Raw genomic sequence first — 16,664 nt, forward strand, 5'->3', positions numbered from 1 at the left:
TCAAACTGGCCAATCATTGCGTTTCAATGCGCAAAACTTATTTCTTCAAACCGAATTGAATCGGCACCTCTACCCAGCTCGTCAAAGCGACATCACCCTGACGCGCTGGTACAAATCGCCATTTATAAGTGGCTTTTACTGCCGCTTCGTCTAGCCGTGAAAAGCCGGACGATGTTTTAACACTGACCTCTAACGGCTTGCCTTCTGCCGAGACTTTCACACGCAACAACACCCTGCCTTCTTCACCCAACCTATTCGACAGCGCCGGATAAGCAGGTTTCGGATTGTTCAAATAATCCGCGTCATAGCGCGCCTGTGTCACCGCTACCGCTGCGGGTTTCGCTACCGGATTCTCAACCGGCTTCACGGGCTGCGCTATCGGTGGCTGCGGTCTAGGCAGCACAGGCAGTTTTTTCTTCTTCACCACCTTGCGCTGCTCAGCCATCTCGTCATCGCGTATTTCAGGTATTGGCGGTGGTGGCGGTGCTGGAGCCGGCGGTGCAGGTTCAACAATCGGCGCGGGAGGCGCGATGATCTCAACCGTCACTTCTTGCATGCCCAATTTCACTGTCGGCGGTTTCTCCCGCAGCATCCACCAACACACAGCACTGGCGTGTAAACCAAGCGAAAAAACAACGCCAAACAGCACAGCGAAGTGGCTCACTGTATGCCTATTGCCTGAATCACTTGTATACTGCCGCACTACAACCTCAAAAAAGCGAACGATAATAATTCTCAGATACGGTATCGTCAACTGTCTCTGATCGGATGATTATTCCTTCGGTTATTTTCCTTTATTTTTTAGATACGATGTCAGCAAATTTGCTGCAGAACTTTTGCTGTAGAACATTTAGAGAGAGCACCATGAGCAAGAAGCCCACCATCACTATTTCCAGCCTCGATGCAGAGCGTTTGGAGCATTTACTGGAAACACTGCCAGCTAATCACGCTGGCGGCACGGCACTCGAAACGGAATTGGCGCGCGCCAACATTGTTGAGCCGCAAAAAATGCCACCCAATGTGGTCACCATGAATTCCACCGTGAAATTTTTAATGGCGGCCACCAACGAAGAATTTGAACTGACGCTGGTTTATCCCAAAGATGCTGATACCAGTGGCAAAACAGTCTCTATCCTCGCGCCCGTGGGCAGCGCCCTGCTCGGCTTATCGCAAGGCGATGAAATTGAGTGGCCGAAGCCCGGCGGTGGCATGACGACAGTGAAAGTCGAAGAAATCACCTATCAGCCCGAACGCGCAGGCGAACACTATCGCTGAGCGTGGCATCTCCTAGACGAATGCCTGCGTGAGTTTTAGCATGGAGCGGCATTCATTCTGCTAGGAGTTGCCACCATGAAACTGTATTACTCCCCCGGTGCCTGTTCACTCGCTTCCCACATCGTTTTAGAGTGGATAGGCAAACCGTATGACTTACAAAAAGCCAGCATTCATTCGCCAAAATCTCCTGAATTATTGCAAGTAAATCCGCAAGGCGCTGTGCCGGTTTTGGAAGAAAACGGCTGGGTGTTGACGCAAAACCTCGCCATCATGAATTACCTTGCCGACTCCGCCGTCGAAGCCAATCTGTGCGGTGACAACAGCGCAAGATGTCGCGCAGAAGTGAATCACTGGCTGGGATTTTTGAATTCTGATTTACACACCGCTTTCAAACCGCTGTTTGGCGGCACGATGTATCTCGGCGATGAAAAAGTCATCGCACAAACCAAAGACAACGCACAGAAAAATGTTGTGCGTATGCTCACCATGGTCAACGAACATTTAGCCAAACAAGATTACTTGGCACAGCATCGCTCAATGGCGGACGCCTATCTGTATGTCATCCTGCGCTGGGTAAAATCTTTACACATTGATGTGAGTTCGCTGAAAGCACTGCACGCTTTTGTGCAACGCATGGAAGCGGATAGCGGCGTACAAAAAGCGCTGGCAATGGAAGGGTTGAGCAATTTATAACGCCAAGACAATCTCAACCGGTGCAAAGCTGTGAAGCCGCGCCGTTTGAGGCTGGTGACGTGAGTAACTTATTAGCGCCAAAACCTTAGAGATCCAGCGTGAAATCTTGCAATGACTAAAAGTACTACTCCGAGAAATACATCCCAGAAACAATTAAATAAAAAATTAAACCAGTATTTATTGGATTCTAACGAGAGGCTAACGGATTTACGCGACTTTCCTATTAGGCTAAACATCTCACCGGTTAATAGCCCATCGTAGATTCCTTTAGTCATCCCAATAAAAAGTAACGCAAAAAATAGAAACGGTAGAATTTGCAACTGAACGCTTATTTTTGTTGTGGTTTTTTTACGCCCACGCAGGAGAAATGATGCAAAAACCCACGATGCGGGAAGTATGGGTAGCATAAGCATGATGGCTGCAATGTTATTCATGCAGTCTTCTTGAACTCCAACTTTAGATTAAACATCTGCGTCCGCACTGGGCGCACGCTCCCACAACAACTCAGCAGCACCATTTTTCCACTGCAAGTAGCAGTATTGATCCGTCCAATCGCCCAACACGATTCTCTCCGCCTCTACACCATTCGATAAAGCCAGCGCATGGCGCGCAGGGCGATGGGTATGTCCGTGTATCAACACGCTGCACTGCTGTTGCAGCAATACAGTTTCAATTTCTTGCGGGGTGACATCCATGATATCTTCCGCTTTCAAGCTATTGGCTTCTTTGCTTTTCGCACGCAGTTGCGCAGCAATAGCGCGGCGTTCTACCAATGATTTCGCCAAAAAATCTTGCTGCCATGCAGGATTGCGCACCAATGCGCGGAATTGTTGGTAGGCAGCATCTTGCGTGCAGAATTGATCACCGTGCGCTAACAACACGCGCTGCCCGTTTGTTTCGATCACATGCAATGCCGGCAACAACTGCATAGCGCAACGCGCAGCGTAGTGTTCGCCCAATAAAAAATCGCGATTGCCGTGTTGGAAAAAAATTTGCACACCGTGCGCGGCAACACACTGCAAGGCGTTGGCAACGGTTTCAGCCAGAGGGCGATCATCGTCATCGCCTATCCACGCATCAAAAAAATCACCCAAAATGTACAGATGATCAACGCCCTGCGTTTTCTGGTCGAGAAAAGCAAAAAAGGCCGCAGTGATGTGCGGCCTTTCTTCGGATAAATGCAGATCAGAGATGAACAGTGCGTTCATCAATCACCTTTATTTCACAGTGACGGAAGTGATGGTGATGTTTTCTACCGGCACATCTTGGTGACCGCCTTTAGAACCTGTTTTCACGCCTTTGATTTTATTCACCACATCCATGCCATCGCTCACTTTGCCGAACACGCAGTAGCCCCAACCTTGCGAAGTTTCGCTTTTGAAATTGAGGAAATCGTTGTCTTTCACATTGATGAAAAACTGCGCCGTAGCTGAGTGCGGATCCATGGTGCGCGCCATGGCGATGGTGCCAGTGTTGTTTTTCAAACCGTTGTTGGCTTCGTTTTTCACTGGCGCGTTGGTTTTTTTCTGGTTCATGTTTTCATCCATGCCGCCGCCTTGGATCATGAAGCCGTCAATCACGCGATGGAAAATCGTGCCTGCGTAGAAGCCGCTGCGCGCGTATTCCAGAAAGCTGGCGACGGTGGCGGGCGCTTTTGCCGCATCCAGTTCGAGAGTGATATCGCCGTGGGTGGTGTGCAGGGTAACTACGGACATGTGATTTCCTGTGTTTAAGCTATATCGAGGGGGTGGCTATAATACGCGCTCACCGCTACCCTCGCCAAACCTAAATATTCCCTATTTTTTGCCGGACATCATGAGCAAACAGCCCAGCAAGTCTTCAGAAGCTACCAAGCCTGCCCATTTTATTCGCCAGATCATTGCCGCCGATGTCGCGGCGGGTCTACACGATGGCAAGGTGCAAACCCGTTTCCCGCCCGAGCCGAACGGCTATCTGCACATCGGCCACGCGAAATCCATCTGTCTCAATTTCGGCATGGCCGAAGAATTTGGCGGACTGTGCAATTTGCGTTTTGATGACACCAATCCCGAAAAAGAAAACGACGAATATATTCGTTCGATTCAAGACGATGTGCGCTGGCTCGGCTTTCAATGGAGTGGCGAAGTGCGCCACGCCTCTGGCTATTTTCAGCAGTTGTACGATTGGGCCGTGTATTTGATCGAGCAAGGCAAAGCCTATGTCTGCCATCTCACGCCCGAGGAAGCGCGCGCGCATCGTGGCACACTCACGGAAGCAGGCAAAAACAGCCCGTATCGCGAACGCAGCGCAGCAGAAAATCTCGATTTATTCACGCGCATGAAAAACGGTGAATTTGCCGACGGTGAATGCGTGCTGCGCGCCAAAATTGATATGGCCAGCCCCAACATGAATTTGCGCGACCCGATCATGTATCGCATTCGGCGCGCGCATCATCATCAAACGGGCGACGCTTGGTGCATCTACCCCACTTACGATTACACCCACGGTCAATCCGATGCGATTGAAGGCATCACGCATTCCATTTGCACACTGGAATTTGAAGATCACAAACCGCTGTACGATTGGTATCTCGATAATTTGCCTGTACCAGCGCGTCCGCGCCAATACGAATTTGCGCGTTTGAATCTCAATTACACCGTCACCAGCAAACGCAAATTAAAACAGTTGGTGGATGAAAAGCATGTCAGCGGTTGGGATGATCCGCGCATGCCGACGATTGCCGGTTTGCGCCGTCGCGGTGTGACACCACAAGCCCTGCGTCAATTTTGCGAAATGATCGGCGTGACGCGCAGCGACGGTATCGTCGATGTCAGCATGTTGGAATTTGCTATTCGCGACGATCTAGATAAAAACGCCGCGCGCGCCATGTGTGTGTTCAATCCATTGAAAGTCGTCATCACCAATTTTGATGCCACACGCGTTGAACAACTCACTGCTCCGAAACATCCACAGCGCGAAGATCTCGGCACACGCGAACTGCCCTTCACGCGTGAATTGTTTATCGACCGCAATGATTTCCGCGAAGTAGCAGAAAAAGATTTCAAACGCCTCGTGCTCGGCCAAGAAGTGCGTTTGCGCAATGCCTATGTCATCCGCGCCGACGAAGTGATTAAAGATGCAAACGGCGAAATCATCGAACTGCGCTGCTCTTATGACCCAGACACTCACGGCAAAAACCCTGCAGATGGTCGCAAGGTGAAAGGTGTGATTCATTGGGTGTCGGCAACACAGTGCGTCGATGTCGAATTGCGTTTGTATGAAAGATTATTCACCGCAGAAAATCCAGAAGCCGACAAAGACAAAACCTTTCTCGACTTCATCAATCCGCAATCGCTGTCGGTTATTCACGCCAAAGCAGAAAGCAGCTTGAAAAATACCGCGCCAGAAACGCGTTTTCAATTTGAGCGCGAAGGCTATTTTTGCAGTGATCGCTACGACTGCACACCAAACCTCTTGGTGTTCAACCGCACCATCGGTTTGAAAGATTCTTTTGGTAAGTGAGCCGCGTATGAAAATCTACAACACGCTCACGCGCCAAAAACAAGAGTTCGTACCGCTGGTCGCCGGTCACATTAAAATGTATGTCTGCGGCATGACGGTGTACGACTACTGTCACCTCGGTCACGCGCGCGTTTTGGTGGCGTTTGATGCCATCACCCGCTATTTACGCGCACGCGGTTGGCAGGTGACTTATGTGCGCAACATCACCGACATCGACGACAAAATTTTGAAACGCGCCGACGAAAACGGCGAAGCCTACACCGCACTGACTGCGCGTTTTATTCAGGCGATGCACGAAGATGAGCAGCGCCTCGGCGTGGCGCGCCCCGATCTCGAACCTTGCGCTACAGCGCATATCGAGCAAATCATTGCGATGACGCAACAGCTCATAGCCAAAGGTTACGCTTATCACGCTAACAACAATGATGTGTATTACAGCGTCAGCCGCTTTGAAAATTACGGCAAATTGTCGGGCAAAAATCCAGAAGAATTGCTCGCTGGTGCGCGCATTGAAGTCGATGAAGCCAAACGCGATCCGCGCGATTTTGCGCTGTGGAAATCTGCCAAAGAGGGTGAAGTTTTTTGGCCTTCACCGTGGGGCAATGGTCGCCCCGGCTGGCATATCGAATGCTCGGCGATGTCCACTTGCTGCCTCGGTGATTCTTTCGACATTCACGGCGGCGGTCCCGATTTACCGTTTCCACATCACGAAAATGAAATTGCGCAATCCGAAGCAGCAACAGGAAAAACTTACGCTGGCTACTGGATGCACGCCGGCGCGGTGCGCGTCAACAATGAAAAAATGTCGAAATCACTCGGCAACTTTTTCACCATTCGTGAAATTCTCAATCAATACCACCCCGAAGTGGTGCGCTATTTATTGCTCGCCAGCCATTACCGCAGCGCAATCAATTACTCAGAAGAGAACTTACACATTGCACGCGGCGCACTGGAGCGTTTTTATACCGCGCTACGCGGTTTAGACAATATTCCCACGCTGCCACTGTCACAACTGGATGCGGAGCATCCCTCCGTTGCGCGCTTTATTGCTGAAATGGACGATGACTTCGGCACGCCCGAAGCGATTGCAGTGTTGTTTGATTTAGCGCGCCAGCTCAACACGGCACGTGCAGCAAGCGACGAGCAACAAGCCACTGAGTTAGCCACTATTTTGAAATCACTCGGCGCTGTTTTAGGTATTTTGCAGGCTGATGCTGATACTTTTTTGCAAGCGGGCAGCAGCGAAGGCCTGAGTGCAGAAGCTATCGAGCAATTGATTGCGGATCGCGTGCAAGCCAAGAAAGACAAAAACTTTGCGCGCGCCGATCAAATCCGCGATGAACTCAAAACGCATGGCATCATCTTAGAAGATACTCGTAATGGTAAGACCACATGGCGGAGCGAATGATTCCCTTACTCGAACATGAAGATTTTTTTGTGTTCGACAAACCGGCCGGTGTCAGTTTTCACAGCGAAAACGGCACCGGCTTTTTTGTGCAATGCCAACAACACTTTCCCAACGAAACATTGTTTCCCGTTCATCGCTTAGATCGCATTACCTCTGGCTTGTTACTCGTCGCACGCAACAAAGCAGCTGCTAACACTTTGGGCACAATGTTTGAATCGCGCGAAATCCACAAAACTTATATTGCACTGAGTGATAAAACGCCATCCAAAAAACAAGGTACGGTCAGTGGCGATATGGCGCGCAGCCGTGATGGGCAGTGGAAGTTGCTGCGCAGCCAAGACAACCCCGCCGTCACGCGTTTTGCATCGCGCTCACTGGCGCCCAACTTGCGCTTATTTACACTCAAACCGCAAACGGGACGCACACATCAATTGCGCGTGATGATGAAAGCCCTCGGCAGCCCCATCATCGGTGACGAACGCTACGGTGGCACACCCGCAGATCGCGGTTATTTGCACGCATTGCAACTGGCTTTTGATTGGCAAGGACAAACCATTTCCGTACTGAGTGAACCCTCGAGCGGCACACTGTTTCAAAAAATGGCATCGTTCATTCAATCCGCTTCATGAGGCGCACTCTTCTTTTTGCATTGGCACTGCTCCTGCCGTTGTCCGTGTTTGCACAAACTGCATCATGGACACTGTTGCACACAGTGCCGCGCGCACCGCAACATTTCACGCAGGGCTTAGTTTTTTCTGGCGAGCAATTGTTCGAAAGCACAGGGCGTTACGGACAATCCGCTGTCATTGCTTACGACGCGAAAACTCTGCTCGAAAAAAAACGCGTCTATTTACCGGATAATGTTTTTGGTGAAGGACTCACTGTATTAAACGGCAAGCTATATCAACTGAGCTGGAAATCACAAAAAATATTTATCTACAACACGCAGCTGCAATTATTAAAAACTCTGCCCATGCGCGGTGAAGGCTGGGGGCTCACAACCGACGGCACATCGCTTATCGTAAGCAACGGATCGGATACCCTGCAGTTTTTAGATCCAGAAACGGGCAACTTGCAGCGCAAAATTAGCGTGCGCGATGACAACAAGGCACAGAAAAACATCAATGAATTGGAATGGCTTGACGGCTATATTCTGGCCAATGTATGGCTCAGCAATACTGTACTGCTAATTGATGCGCGCAGCGGAGAGGTGGTCAATCGCTACGATTTCACTGCGCTCGCTGCCACACAAACTTCGCAAGAAAATCCAGAAAAAAATCCAGACGATGTTCTAAACGGCCTCGCGTGGAGCCCTTACACGCAAACCCTACTTATGACAGGGAAGAACTGGCCCGTGTGGTTTGTAGTGAAAATCACGCAGCCACAACACTAGAGGCATTATTTTTTTCTGTGAAAAACATAAAACAAATCCGGCTCACTCACCAAATAGAGCACGCCTTCATCATCCATCGCCACGCCCTCTGCTTGAGGCACTGTGTCTTTCAAACCGTGCTTTCCGCCGCGCAAAGACAATTTACTGATCGGCCATCCAGTTACATCCAACTCCAGAATAAGATGCGATTGATCCGATAGCGCCAATAAATGCCCACTGTAATCATCGTACTGCAAACTGGATAAATCACTGACAAACAATCCGGCGTTGCGATCAGGATCATCAACAATTTTCACAGCCATTGGTTTTGTTTGATCTACCTGCGGGAAGCCTTTTATCTCATAGATACGCACAGGATCGCGCTCTTTTGCCACAAACAATCGCTTGTTGCGGTGATCGTAAGCCAGCCCCTCAAAACCTTTATTGCCATTTAATTCCAATCCAAAAGACAGCTGTTGAAAATCTGCAGAATTCACTTCCGTCACGCCATCTTTCAAACGCACTTTCACCAAGCGCTGATCGCGCTCGTCGCTCACCACATACTGATCTTTCGCAAAATACTCGATGGCTTCAGGATCAATAAAACCTTGCAGTTTTACACGGCGCAATAAACGCCCATCCAAGGACAATTCGACGATACTGGGGTTTTGATTGGTGACAGCAAAAAGTGTGCGGCGATCCGGATCAAAAGTCAGCGCGGAAATTTCATCATTCAAATTTTCTATCGGCTTCGCATCAACCACCGCATAAAATGTGTCCAGCTGAATTGCCTTCTCAGATGGCTCCCCCTCTTGCCCCCACTGCCACCACGCGAATCGAATTTGATGGTGCATGCCTTGGTGATAGCCACTCGCTAACAGTAGCGCGACGACCAGCAACAACCCCAGTGCAACTACTGTTATTTTTTTTGAACGCGACATCAATCTCTCCAGCACAACTAGCCACATTACATGCAGCAACGCGGCATTCTCTCTGAAATTCACAGGCTGCGCGATACCGCAGGCGACAAGTACCTAGGCAATCCCTACAATGACCGACCCGCAAAAACACGAGTATCACCATGTCGACTATGACCTCCACTCCAGTTGCCGCACCTTCGTTTGAATTACTGCGCAGCCAACAGATCGCAGCCCTCAATGTGCGCGTGGAAGAATATCGACACAAAAAAACTGGCGCACAACACATCCATATCGCTGCAGACAATGAAGAAAATGTTTTTCTCGTCGCTCTGCGCACTGTGCCGCACGACTCCACCGGCGTGGCGCATATTTTGGAACACACAGCGCTGTGCGGCAGTAAAAAATATCCCGTGCGCGATCCTTTCTTTTTAATGACGCGCCGTTCGCTCAACACATTTATGAATGCGTTCACCAGTTCGGATTGGACAGCCTATCCATTCGCCAGCCAAAACAAACAAGATTTTAATAATTTACTCGATGTGTATTTGGATGCCGTTTTCTTCTCACGACTCGATCCTTTGGATTTTGCACAAGAAGGTCATCGTCTTGAGTTTGAAAATAAGCAAGATGCTTCTTCGCCACTGACTTTCAAAGGTGTGGTGTTTAACGAAATGAAAGGCGCGATGAGCTCGGTAACTTCCACGCTGTGGCAAACGCTGACGCGCTATGTTTTCCCCACTACCACTTATCATCACAACAGTGGCGGCGAACCCTCCTGCATTCCTGATTTAACTTACGAGCAATTGGTTGCGTTTTATCGCACGCATTACCATCCCTCTAATTCTATTTTTATGACTTTCGGCAACATCTCCGCTGCCGAGCATCAACAAAAATTTGAAGCGCAAGCGCTGTCGCATTTTGATTATTTGGATCACACCATCAGCGTCAGTGATGAAAAGCGCTATCTCGCGCCCGTTTCCGTGGCAGAGTTTTACGCGCTGGATGAAGAAAATACACAAGGTAAAACACATATCGTCATGGCTTGGCTGCTGGGTCACAGCGCCGATTTAAAAACCAATTTAGAAGCACAATTGCTTACTGCCGTGTTGCTCGACAATGCTGCCTCACCGCTACAACAAGCCTTAGAAACTTCACCGCTGGGCAGTTCGCCGTCGCCCATGTGCGGCTTAGAAAACTCACAAAAAGAATTATTGTTTGCCGCCGGTTTAGAGGGTTCGGACCCAGAACATACGCAAGCAGTTGAAACTTTAATTCTCGATGTGTTGCGCGATGTTGCTGAAAACGGTGTGCCGCAAGAACAAATCGACGCCTGCTTGCATCAACTGGAATTGCAACAGCGCGAATTGAGTGGCGATGGCTACCCTTATGGTTTGCAACTGATTCTGCAGGCACTTACTAGCGCGACCCATCGCGGTGATGCTTTTGCACTGCTTGATTTAGATCCTGCGATTGCTGCTTTGCATGAAGCCATTCGTGATCCTGATTTTATTAAACGCTTGGCGCGCGATTTGCTGCTCAACAACACACACCGCGTTACGCTGACACTCAAACCTGACACGCAATTATCGCAGCGCAGCGAAGCGGCAGAAGCCGCGCAGCTAGCGAGTATTCGCGCGGCACTCAGCGACGACGAATGCAAAACAATTATTGAACAAAGCCTCGCGCTGCAAGAACGCCAAGAAGCGGTGCTCGATGAAAACATCTTGCCGCGCGTCACACTGGCGGATGTGCCAGCCGATATGCACATCGCACAGGCGGATCGCGTAGACAATAACGCTGTACCGCTCACGCGCTACAACATCGGCACTAACGGTTTGGTGTATCAGCAATTGATTGTCGATTTACCGGCGCTGAATGCCGAAGAAACCCATTTGCTACCACTGTACTGCGCCTGTCTCACAGAGGTAGGTCACGGCGCGTTAGATTATTTGCAAGCGCAACAACAGCAAGCGGCGGTGTGTGGCGGTATCAGCGCGTATCCGTCCATGCGTGGCAGCATTGACGATGTGAATGCTGTGCAAGGTTTCTTGGTGTTATCAACAAAAATGTTGGTGCGCAATCAACAAGCAGCGGCACAACTGTTATTCGACACTTGGCAGCGCGCGCGTTTTGATGAAGTGCAACGCCTGCGCGAATTGATCGCACAAATGCGTACTCGCCGTGAGCGCAGCCTCACCGGCAATGGTCACGCGCTCGCCATGTCAGCCGCCAGTGCCGGCCTTTCACCGCTGACGCAATTCCAACACGCAGTCGGTGGTTTAGCGGGTGTGGCGTGGATCAAGCAGTTGGATCGCGCATTGGATGATGCAGCGGTGTTGAAAAAATTCTCACAACAATTGTTGCAACTGCATCAAAAAATGTTGCTGCAATCTTCACAATTGTTGTTGGTGTCTGAACAAGAACGCGCGGATGAATGCGCTGCGCAATTGCAAAAACTGTGGCACACAGCACCCGCACAAAATCCTTCTGTTTTTGCACTGCCTTTTTCTGCACACAGCGTGAAGCAACTGTGGCAGACCAGCACGCAAGTGAACTTCTGCGCGCGCGCTTGGCCTACGGTGGCGATGAACCATCCCGATGCTGCTGCGCTCTCGGTACTGGGCGGCTATTTGCGCAACGGCTATTTGCATCGCGCCATTCGCGAACAGGGCGGCGCTTACGGTGGTGGTGCCAGCCAAGACAGCACGCTGGGCGCTTTCCGCTTGTACTCGTATCGCGACCCGCGTCTAACAGACACGCTGGCTGATTTCGACCGCTCGCTGGACTGGCTCGCTACCACTGCGCCTGACGCGCAGAAAGTGGAAGAAGCCATCTTGGGTGTGATCGCTTCGCTCGACAAACCAGGCTCACCGGCAGGCGAAGCGAAATCCGCTTTCCACAACCGTCTGTTCGGTCGCCACGACGATGTGCGCCGCGCATTCCGCAGCCGCATCCTCGCCGTCACAGGGCAAGATTTACAGCGCGTCGGCGCGTTGTATCTCACGTCAGAAAAGGCCAACACCGCGGTGATGAGTGGCGCAAATAGCACCGATGAAGCCATCAAGCTGGGTTTGGAGATCTGCAAGCTGGATGCCTGAAGCCATACAATAGGCGGCAACCGTGAGCGGAATTGAACGCATGCACAACAATGAGTCGGAAACTGCGAAAAGTATGGTGGATTGGTTCCGCCACTCCGCGCCGTATATTCACGCGCATCGCGAAAAAACTTTTGTGTTGATGTTGCCAGGCGACGCGCTGCTCGACGCGCAGTTTTCACACACCATTCACGACATCGCCCTGCTCAACAGTTTGGGCGTGCGTTTAGTGTTGGCGGTGGGCGCTCGGGCGCAAATTGAAACTTCACTCGCTCGCGCACACATCAATGCCAAATTTCATGATGGCATACGCATTACCGATACCGATTCACTGCCGCTCGTGGTGGAAGCCGCGAGCAGTGTGCGCTCACAAGTGGAAGCGTTGCTGTCTACTGGTTTAATCAATTCACCGATGCACGGTGCACAAATTCGCGTCACGGGTGGCAATTTTATTACCGCCAAACCGATAGGCGTGCGCGATGGTGTAGATTTTCACCACACCGGTGAAGTACGGCGCGTGGATGTTAATGCGATACACGATGCCTTGGATAATGACGCCATCGTAGTGCTGCCCTGCCTCGGCTATTCCGCTAGCGGCGAAATTTTTAATTTGAGCATTGAGCATGTCGCTACGGTTGTTGCACAGGCAATTCATGCGGATAAATTGATTGCTTTTATTGCTGATAGCGGTGTGCACACCAACAAAAATATTTTGCTGCGCGAACTCAAACCTTCACAAGCGCGCAGCTTGCTACAGAAAAAAAACATCGCAGCCTGTTCGACCTTAGATGCTTGCTGCTTAGCTGTAGAAAATGGCATCGAACGCGCGCATTTAATCAGCTACCGCGAAAACGGCAGCTTGTTGAGTGAATTATTCACGCGCAAAGGCAGCGGAACTTTGATTGCACACGACAGCGCAGAATTTGTGCGACCTGCAACGCTGGATGATGTCGGCGGCATTTTGAATTTGATTCAGCCCATGGAAGCGGACGGTATTTTGGTACGCCGCTCGCGTGAAATGCTGGAAGCGGAAATTCACAACTTCACCGTGATCGAACACGAAGGCTTAATCGCTGCCTGCGTGGCACTTTATCCTTATACAGACGAAGGCAATAAACGCGAGAAAATGGCGGAAGTCGCCTGTGTTGCCACGCATACACAGTATCGCGCCAGCGGCCGCGCCTCGCTATTGCTTTCCCATGTAGAAAAACAAGCAAAGAAATCCGGCATCAAAAAACTGTTTGTACTCACCACACAAACCGAACACTGGTTTTTGGAAAAAGGCTTTTCACCCGCCAAACTGGAACAATTGCCTTCTAAAAAACAGCAGCTCTATAACTATCAACGCAATTCAAAAATTTTTATCAAGAACATTTAACGAGATACCGCCATGCCTACTTATCGCTCAAAAACCTCTACTGCTGGCCGCAACATGGCGGGCGCTCGCGCACTGTGGCGCGCCACCGGCATGAAAGATGCCGATTTTCAAAAACCGATCATCGCAGTCGTTAATTCTTTTACACAATTTGTGCCAGGGCATGTGCACTTAAAAGATCTCGGTCAACTCGTTGCGCGTGAAATCGAAAAACACGGCGGCGTAGCGAAAGAGTTCAACACCATCGCCGTCGATGACGGCATTGCGATGGGTCACGACGGCATGCTGTATTCGCTGCCTTCGCGCGACATCATCGCCGATTCGGTGGAATACATGGTCAATGCGCACTGCGCAGACGCAATGGTATGTATCTCCAACTGCGACAAAATCACGCCGGGAATGTTGCTGGCAGCGATGCGCTTAAACATCCCCGTTGTATTTGTTTCTGGCGGCCCGATGGAAGCGGGCAAAACCAAATTATCTGAACACAAACTGGATTTGGTCGACGCGATGGTGATTGCGGTAGACAGCAGCGTATCCGATGAAACGGTTGCAGAATACGAACGCTCTGCCTGCCCCACTTGTGGCTCTTGCTCCGGTATGTTCACCGCTAACTCGATGAACTGTTTGACGGAAGCACTCGGTCTTTCACTGCCGGGCAACGGCTCACTACTCGCCACGCACGCTGACCGCAAAAATTTATTTCTCGAAGCAGGCCGTGTGATTGTCGATATCACGCGCCGTTATTACGAGCAGGATGATGCATCGGTATTGCCGCGCAACATCGCCACTTTTGACGCGTTTGAAAATGCGATGAGCCTCGACATCGCCATGGGCGGTTCCACCAACACCATTTTGCATTTGTTAGCAGCTGCGCAAGAAGCGCAAGTACCGTTCACCATGAAAGACATCGATCGCTTGTCACTGCGCGTGCCGCAGTTGTGCAAAGTGGCGCCCAACACGCCGAAATATCACATGGAAGATGTGCATCGCGCCGGCGGCATCATGGGCATACTCGGTGAATTGGATCGTGCTGGTTTGTTGCACCACAACACCAGCACGGTACACAGCAAAACCATGCGAGTAGCACTCGAAAAGTGGGACATTAAGCAAAGCCAAGACGAGGCAGTGAAAATTTTTTACTCGGCAGGCCCCGCAGGCATTCCCACACAAGAAGCCTTCAGTCAAAGCACGCGCTGGCCTTCACTGGATGACGATCGCGCTGAAGGTTGCATCCGTTCGATTGATCACGCCTATTCAACGGAAGGCGGTTTAGCAGTGCTACACGGCAACATCGCACTCAACGGCTGCGTGGTAAAAACTTCTGGCGTCGATGAAGAAAATTTTATTTTTGAAGGCACTGCGTTTGTGTGCGAAAGCCAGGACGAAGCCGTGCATTCCATTCTGGAAGACAAAGTAAAAGCAGGTGATGTGGTGATCGTGCGCTACGAAGGCCCACGCGGCGGCCCCGGCATGCAAGAAATGCTCTACCCCACCAGTTACATCAAATCCAAAGGTTTAGGCAAAGCCTGCGCCCTACTCACTGACGGTCGCTTTTCTGGCGGCACTTCCGGTTTGTCTATCGGCCATGTATCGCCAGAAGCAGCAGCGGGCGGCGCCATCGGTTTGGTACGCAACGGCGACCGCATCCATATCGACATCCCCAAACGCACTATCAATGTATTAGTCAGCGACGAAGAACTCGCGCAACGCCGCATTGAGCAAGACAAACTCGGCTGGAAACCAGCAGCACCGCGCCCGCGCAAAGTCTCTGCTGCATTGAAGGCTTACGCCAAATTTGTAACCAGCGCGGATGTCGGCGCAGTGCGTGATTTAAGTTTGTTGGATTAAAGTTCAGAGGTACAACAAGGGCAGCGTGTGGCTTTAATAGAAATGCTCGAAATACATTTCGGGCATTCTTTTGTTGTCACCTCTGCTTCTTTTTTCAGGCGATTGATTTGCTTCACTAAAATAAAAATCACAAACGCGACAATTGTGAAATCCAGAACGGTATTGATAAACACGCCGTAATTGATGCTCACCGCCGCCGCAGTATCGGTTTTTTCTTTCAGCACGATAGAAAGACTAGAAAAATCCACATTGCCCAATAACAAGCCAATCGGTGGCATTACTACCTGATTGACTAATGCAGTCACGATCTTGCCAAAAGACGCACCGATAATGACGCCGACCGCCATATCGACCACATTGCCTTTAACAGCAAAATCTTTAAATTCCTGTAAAATTTTCATTCTTCGATACTCTCTAATTTTTGGTATAAGTTAATAAATTGCTGGGTGGCTTTATGGCCGGGCGCAAAGTGTACTAAAGGCTCATGCTCTTCGCGCGATTCTTTGACTTTGATAGAGGTGTTGAGAAAAGTATCCAGCACAGGCAGACCATCGGCGATTAACTGATCAACAAGCTCTTGAGGAAACTTTGCCTGCGGATTGAATTGATTGACGACGATACCTTCAATCCTCAAACCTTCGTTATGATCTTCACGAATTTCCGCAACGGTATTCACTAAATTGTAGAGTGCCTGCCTCGAAAAACTGTCGCAGTCAAACGGAATCAACAAACTGTCCGCAGCCACTAACGCTGCCATACTGTAAAAATTGAGCGCAGGCGGCGTGTCGATATAAATGCGGTCGTAATGCTTTCCCGCTTCTTTCAACGCATCACGAAATTTGTAAATTTTATGTCTACTTTCCAAATCACGCTCAATACTCGCCAAATCCGCACTCGACGGCATGACCGATAAATTTTTGAAGTGGGTGGGATGGCAAAAATTGGGCAAGTAAGGTTTGCCGCCAAACATACTCAGAAAACTTTTGAAGAAATCCAACGCAGTATTGCTCTTTTCACCGTAATTGGCGCCGAGTAAATATTCAGAGCTGTTGCACTGCGTATCCAAGTCAATCAATAAAGTTTTATGGCCTTGTTGCGCACTAATCGCTGCCAAATTGCAACTGATACTGGTTTTACCCACGCCGCCTTTTTGATTAAAAACGACTCGTTTCAT

The 16,664-nt window shown here is 50.2% G+C and carries 16 protein-coding genes; 9 read left to right on the top strand and 7 right to left on the bottom strand.

All coding sequences use genetic code 11. From position 1 onward, the window contains the following. Positions 1 to 37: 37 nt before the first annotated feature. The gene (locus R3E63_02650; protein MEZ5538860.1) at positions 38 to 664 is read right to left on the bottom strand and encodes an energy transducer TonB; all 627 of its coding nucleotides are present in this window, start codon (positions 662 to 664) and stop codon (positions 38 to 40) included. Positions 665 to 864: 200 nt separating this feature from the next. On the opposite strand from R3E63_02650, the gene rnk reads away from it, so the two are divergent. Both rnk and R3E63_02660 read left to right on the top strand, forming a co-directional pair. Further along, positions 865 to 1,275, top strand: coding sequence for a nucleoside diphosphate kinase regulator (rnk, locus tag R3E63_02655; GenBank protein MEZ5538861.1), 411 nt, complete (start codon positions 865 to 867; stop codon positions 1,273 to 1,275). Positions 1,276 to 1,350: 75 nt separating this feature from the next. Beyond that, positions 1,351 to 1,968: a glutathione binding-like protein gene (locus R3E63_02660; GenBank protein ID MEZ5538862.1), complete on the top strand. Its 618-nt coding sequence runs from the start codon at positions 1,351 to 1,353 to the stop codon at positions 1,966 to 1,968. A 71-nt stretch (positions 1,969 to 2,039) separates the two neighbouring features. Here R3E63_02660 and R3E63_02665 read toward each other — a convergent pair whose 3' ends face one another. The 3 genes from R3E63_02665 to R3E63_02675 are packed head-to-tail and all read right to left on the bottom strand — an operon-like array spanning position 2,040 to position 3,683. Beyond that, positions 2,040 to 2,402, bottom strand: a complete 363-nt coding sequence (locus tag R3E63_02665; protein MEZ5538863.1) for a hypothetical protein — start codon at positions 2,400 to 2,402, stop codon at positions 2,040 to 2,042. Between the two features lie 27 nt (positions 2,403 to 2,429). After that, on the bottom strand, positions 2,430 to 3,176 hold the full coding sequence (locus R3E63_02670; protein MEZ5538864.1) for a UDP-2,3-diacylglucosamine diphosphatase: 747 nt from the start codon (positions 3,174 to 3,176) through the stop codon (positions 2,430 to 2,432). A gap of 9 nt (positions 3,177 to 3,185) precedes the next feature. Continuing rightward, the gene (locus R3E63_02675; protein ID MEZ5538865.1) at positions 3,186 to 3,683 is read right to left on the bottom strand and encodes a peptidylprolyl isomerase; all 498 of its coding nucleotides are present in this window, start codon (positions 3,681 to 3,683) and stop codon (positions 3,186 to 3,188) included. A gap of 100 nt (positions 3,684 to 3,783) precedes the next feature. Between R3E63_02675 and R3E63_02680 the strand changes: the two genes are divergently transcribed. The 4 genes from R3E63_02680 to R3E63_02695 are packed head-to-tail and all read left to right on the top strand — an operon-like array spanning position 3,784 to position 8,270. Continuing rightward, on the top strand, positions 3,784 to 5,469 hold the full coding sequence (locus tag R3E63_02680; protein ID MEZ5538866.1) for a glutamine--tRNA ligase/YqeY domain fusion protein: 1,686 nt from the start codon (positions 3,784 to 3,786) through the stop codon (positions 5,467 to 5,469). Positions 5,470 to 5,476: 7 nt separating this feature from the next. Continuing rightward, entirely contained in the window at positions 5,477 to 6,877 is a 1,401-nt protein-coding gene (gene cysS / locus R3E63_02685; GenBank protein MEZ5538867.1) for a cysteine--tRNA ligase, read from the top strand. Beyond that, positions 6,874 to 7,506: a TIGR01621 family pseudouridine synthase gene (locus R3E63_02690; GenBank protein MEZ5538868.1), complete on the top strand. Its 633-nt coding sequence runs from the start codon at positions 6,874 to 6,876 to the stop codon at positions 7,504 to 7,506. The genes cysS and R3E63_02690 overlap by 4 nt, the downstream gene beginning before the upstream one ends. Continuing rightward, positions 7,503 to 8,270: a glutaminyl-peptide cyclotransferase gene (locus R3E63_02695; protein MEZ5538869.1), complete on the top strand. Its 768-nt coding sequence runs from the start codon at positions 7,503 to 7,505 to the stop codon at positions 8,268 to 8,270. The genes R3E63_02690 and R3E63_02695 overlap by 4 nt, the downstream gene beginning before the upstream one ends. A gap of 5 nt (positions 8,271 to 8,275) precedes the next feature. Here R3E63_02695 and R3E63_02700 read toward each other — a convergent pair whose 3' ends face one another. Next, complete coding sequence (locus R3E63_02700; GenBank protein MEZ5538870.1) at positions 8,276 to 9,190, bottom strand: SdiA-regulated domain-containing protein; 915 nt, start codon at positions 9,188 to 9,190, stop codon at positions 8,276 to 8,278. A gap of 140 nt (positions 9,191 to 9,330) precedes the next feature. Between R3E63_02700 and R3E63_02705 the strand changes: the two genes are divergently transcribed. The 3 genes from R3E63_02705 to ilvD are packed head-to-tail and all read left to right on the top strand — an operon-like array spanning position 9,331 to position 15,490. Continuing rightward, positions 9,331 to 12,267: an insulinase family protein gene (locus tag R3E63_02705; GenBank protein MEZ5538871.1), complete on the top strand. Its 2,937-nt coding sequence runs from the start codon at positions 9,331 to 9,333 to the stop codon at positions 12,265 to 12,267. A gap of 40 nt (positions 12,268 to 12,307) precedes the next feature. Continuing rightward, entirely contained in the window at positions 12,308 to 13,642 is a 1,335-nt protein-coding gene (argA, locus tag R3E63_02710) for an amino-acid N-acetyltransferase (GenBank protein ID MEZ5538872.1), read from the top strand. Between the two features lie 12 nt (positions 13,643 to 13,654). Then, positions 13,655 to 15,490, top strand: a complete 1,836-nt coding sequence (gene ilvD / locus R3E63_02715; GenBank protein ID MEZ5538873.1) for a dihydroxy-acid dehydratase — start codon at positions 13,655 to 13,657, stop codon at positions 15,488 to 15,490. Here ilvD and mscL read toward each other — a convergent pair. Both mscL and R3E63_02725 read right to left on the bottom strand, forming a co-directional pair. Then, positions 15,487 to 15,891 (bottom strand): large-conductance mechanosensitive channel protein MscL, encoded by a 405-nt coding sequence (gene mscL, locus R3E63_02720; protein ID MEZ5538874.1) that lies wholly within the window; start codon positions 15,889 to 15,891, stop codon positions 15,487 to 15,489. The two genes, ilvD and mscL, sit on opposite strands and share 4 nt — an antisense overlap. After that, positions 15,888 to 16,664 carry a ParA family protein gene (locus tag R3E63_02725; GenBank protein MEZ5538875.1) on the bottom strand — a complete coding sequence of 259 codons (777 nt, stop codon included), beginning with the start codon at positions 16,662 to 16,664 and terminating at the stop codon, positions 15,888 to 15,890. The genes mscL and R3E63_02725 overlap by 4 nt, the downstream gene beginning before the upstream one ends.

This window comes from Pseudomonadales bacterium, from assembly GCA_041395665.1.
In the GTDB taxonomy this organism is placed as follows: Bacteria; Pseudomonadota; Gammaproteobacteria; order Pseudomonadales; family UBA7239; genus UBA7239.

Coding starts and splice junctions, on each gene's coding strand:
- rnk (MEZ5538861.1), top strand. CDS start 865: ATGAGCAAGAAGCCCACCATCACTATTTCCAGCCTCGATGCAGAGCGT.
- R3E63_02660 (MEZ5538862.1), top strand. CDS start 1,351: ATGAAACTGTATTACTCCCCCGGTGCCTGTTCACTCGCTTCCCACATC.
- R3E63_02665 (MEZ5538863.1), bottom strand. CDS start 2,402: ATGAATAACATTGCAGCCATCATGCTTATGCTACCCATACTTCCCGCA.
- R3E63_02670 (MEZ5538864.1), bottom strand. CDS start 3,176: ATGAACGCACTGTTCATCTCTGATCTGCATTTATCCGAAGAAAGGCCG.
- R3E63_02675 (MEZ5538865.1), bottom strand. CDS start 3,683: ATGTCCGTAGTTACCCTGCACACCACCCACGGCGATATCACTCTCGAA.
- R3E63_02680 (MEZ5538866.1), top strand. CDS start 3,784: ATGAGCAAACAGCCCAGCAAGTCTTCAGAAGCTACCAAGCCTGCCCAT.
- cysS (MEZ5538867.1), top strand. CDS start 5,477: ATGAAAATCTACAACACGCTCACGCGCCAAAAACAAGAGTTCGTACCG.
- R3E63_02690 (MEZ5538868.1), top strand. CDS start 6,874: ATGATTCCCTTACTCGAACATGAAGATTTTTTTGTGTTCGACAAACCG.
- R3E63_02695 (MEZ5538869.1), top strand. CDS start 7,503: ATGAGGCGCACTCTTCTTTTTGCATTGGCACTGCTCCTGCCGTTGTCC.
- R3E63_02700 (MEZ5538870.1), bottom strand. CDS start 9,190: ATGTCGCGTTCAAAAAAAATAACAGTAGTTGCACTGGGGTTGTTGCTG.
- R3E63_02705 (MEZ5538871.1), top strand. CDS start 9,331: ATGTCGACTATGACCTCCACTCCAGTTGCCGCACCTTCGTTTGAATTA.
- argA (MEZ5538872.1), top strand. CDS start 12,308: ATGCACAACAATGAGTCGGAAACTGCGAAAAGTATGGTGGATTGGTTC.
- ilvD (MEZ5538873.1), top strand. CDS start 13,655: ATGCCTACTTATCGCTCAAAAACCTCTACTGCTGGCCGCAACATGGCG.
- mscL (MEZ5538874.1), bottom strand. CDS start 15,891: ATGAAAATTTTACAGGAATTTAAAGATTTTGCTGTTAAAGGCAATGTG.
- R3E63_02725 (MEZ5538875.1), bottom strand. CDS start 16,664: ATGAAACGAGTCGTTTTTAATCAAAAAGGCGGCGTGGGTAAAACCAGT.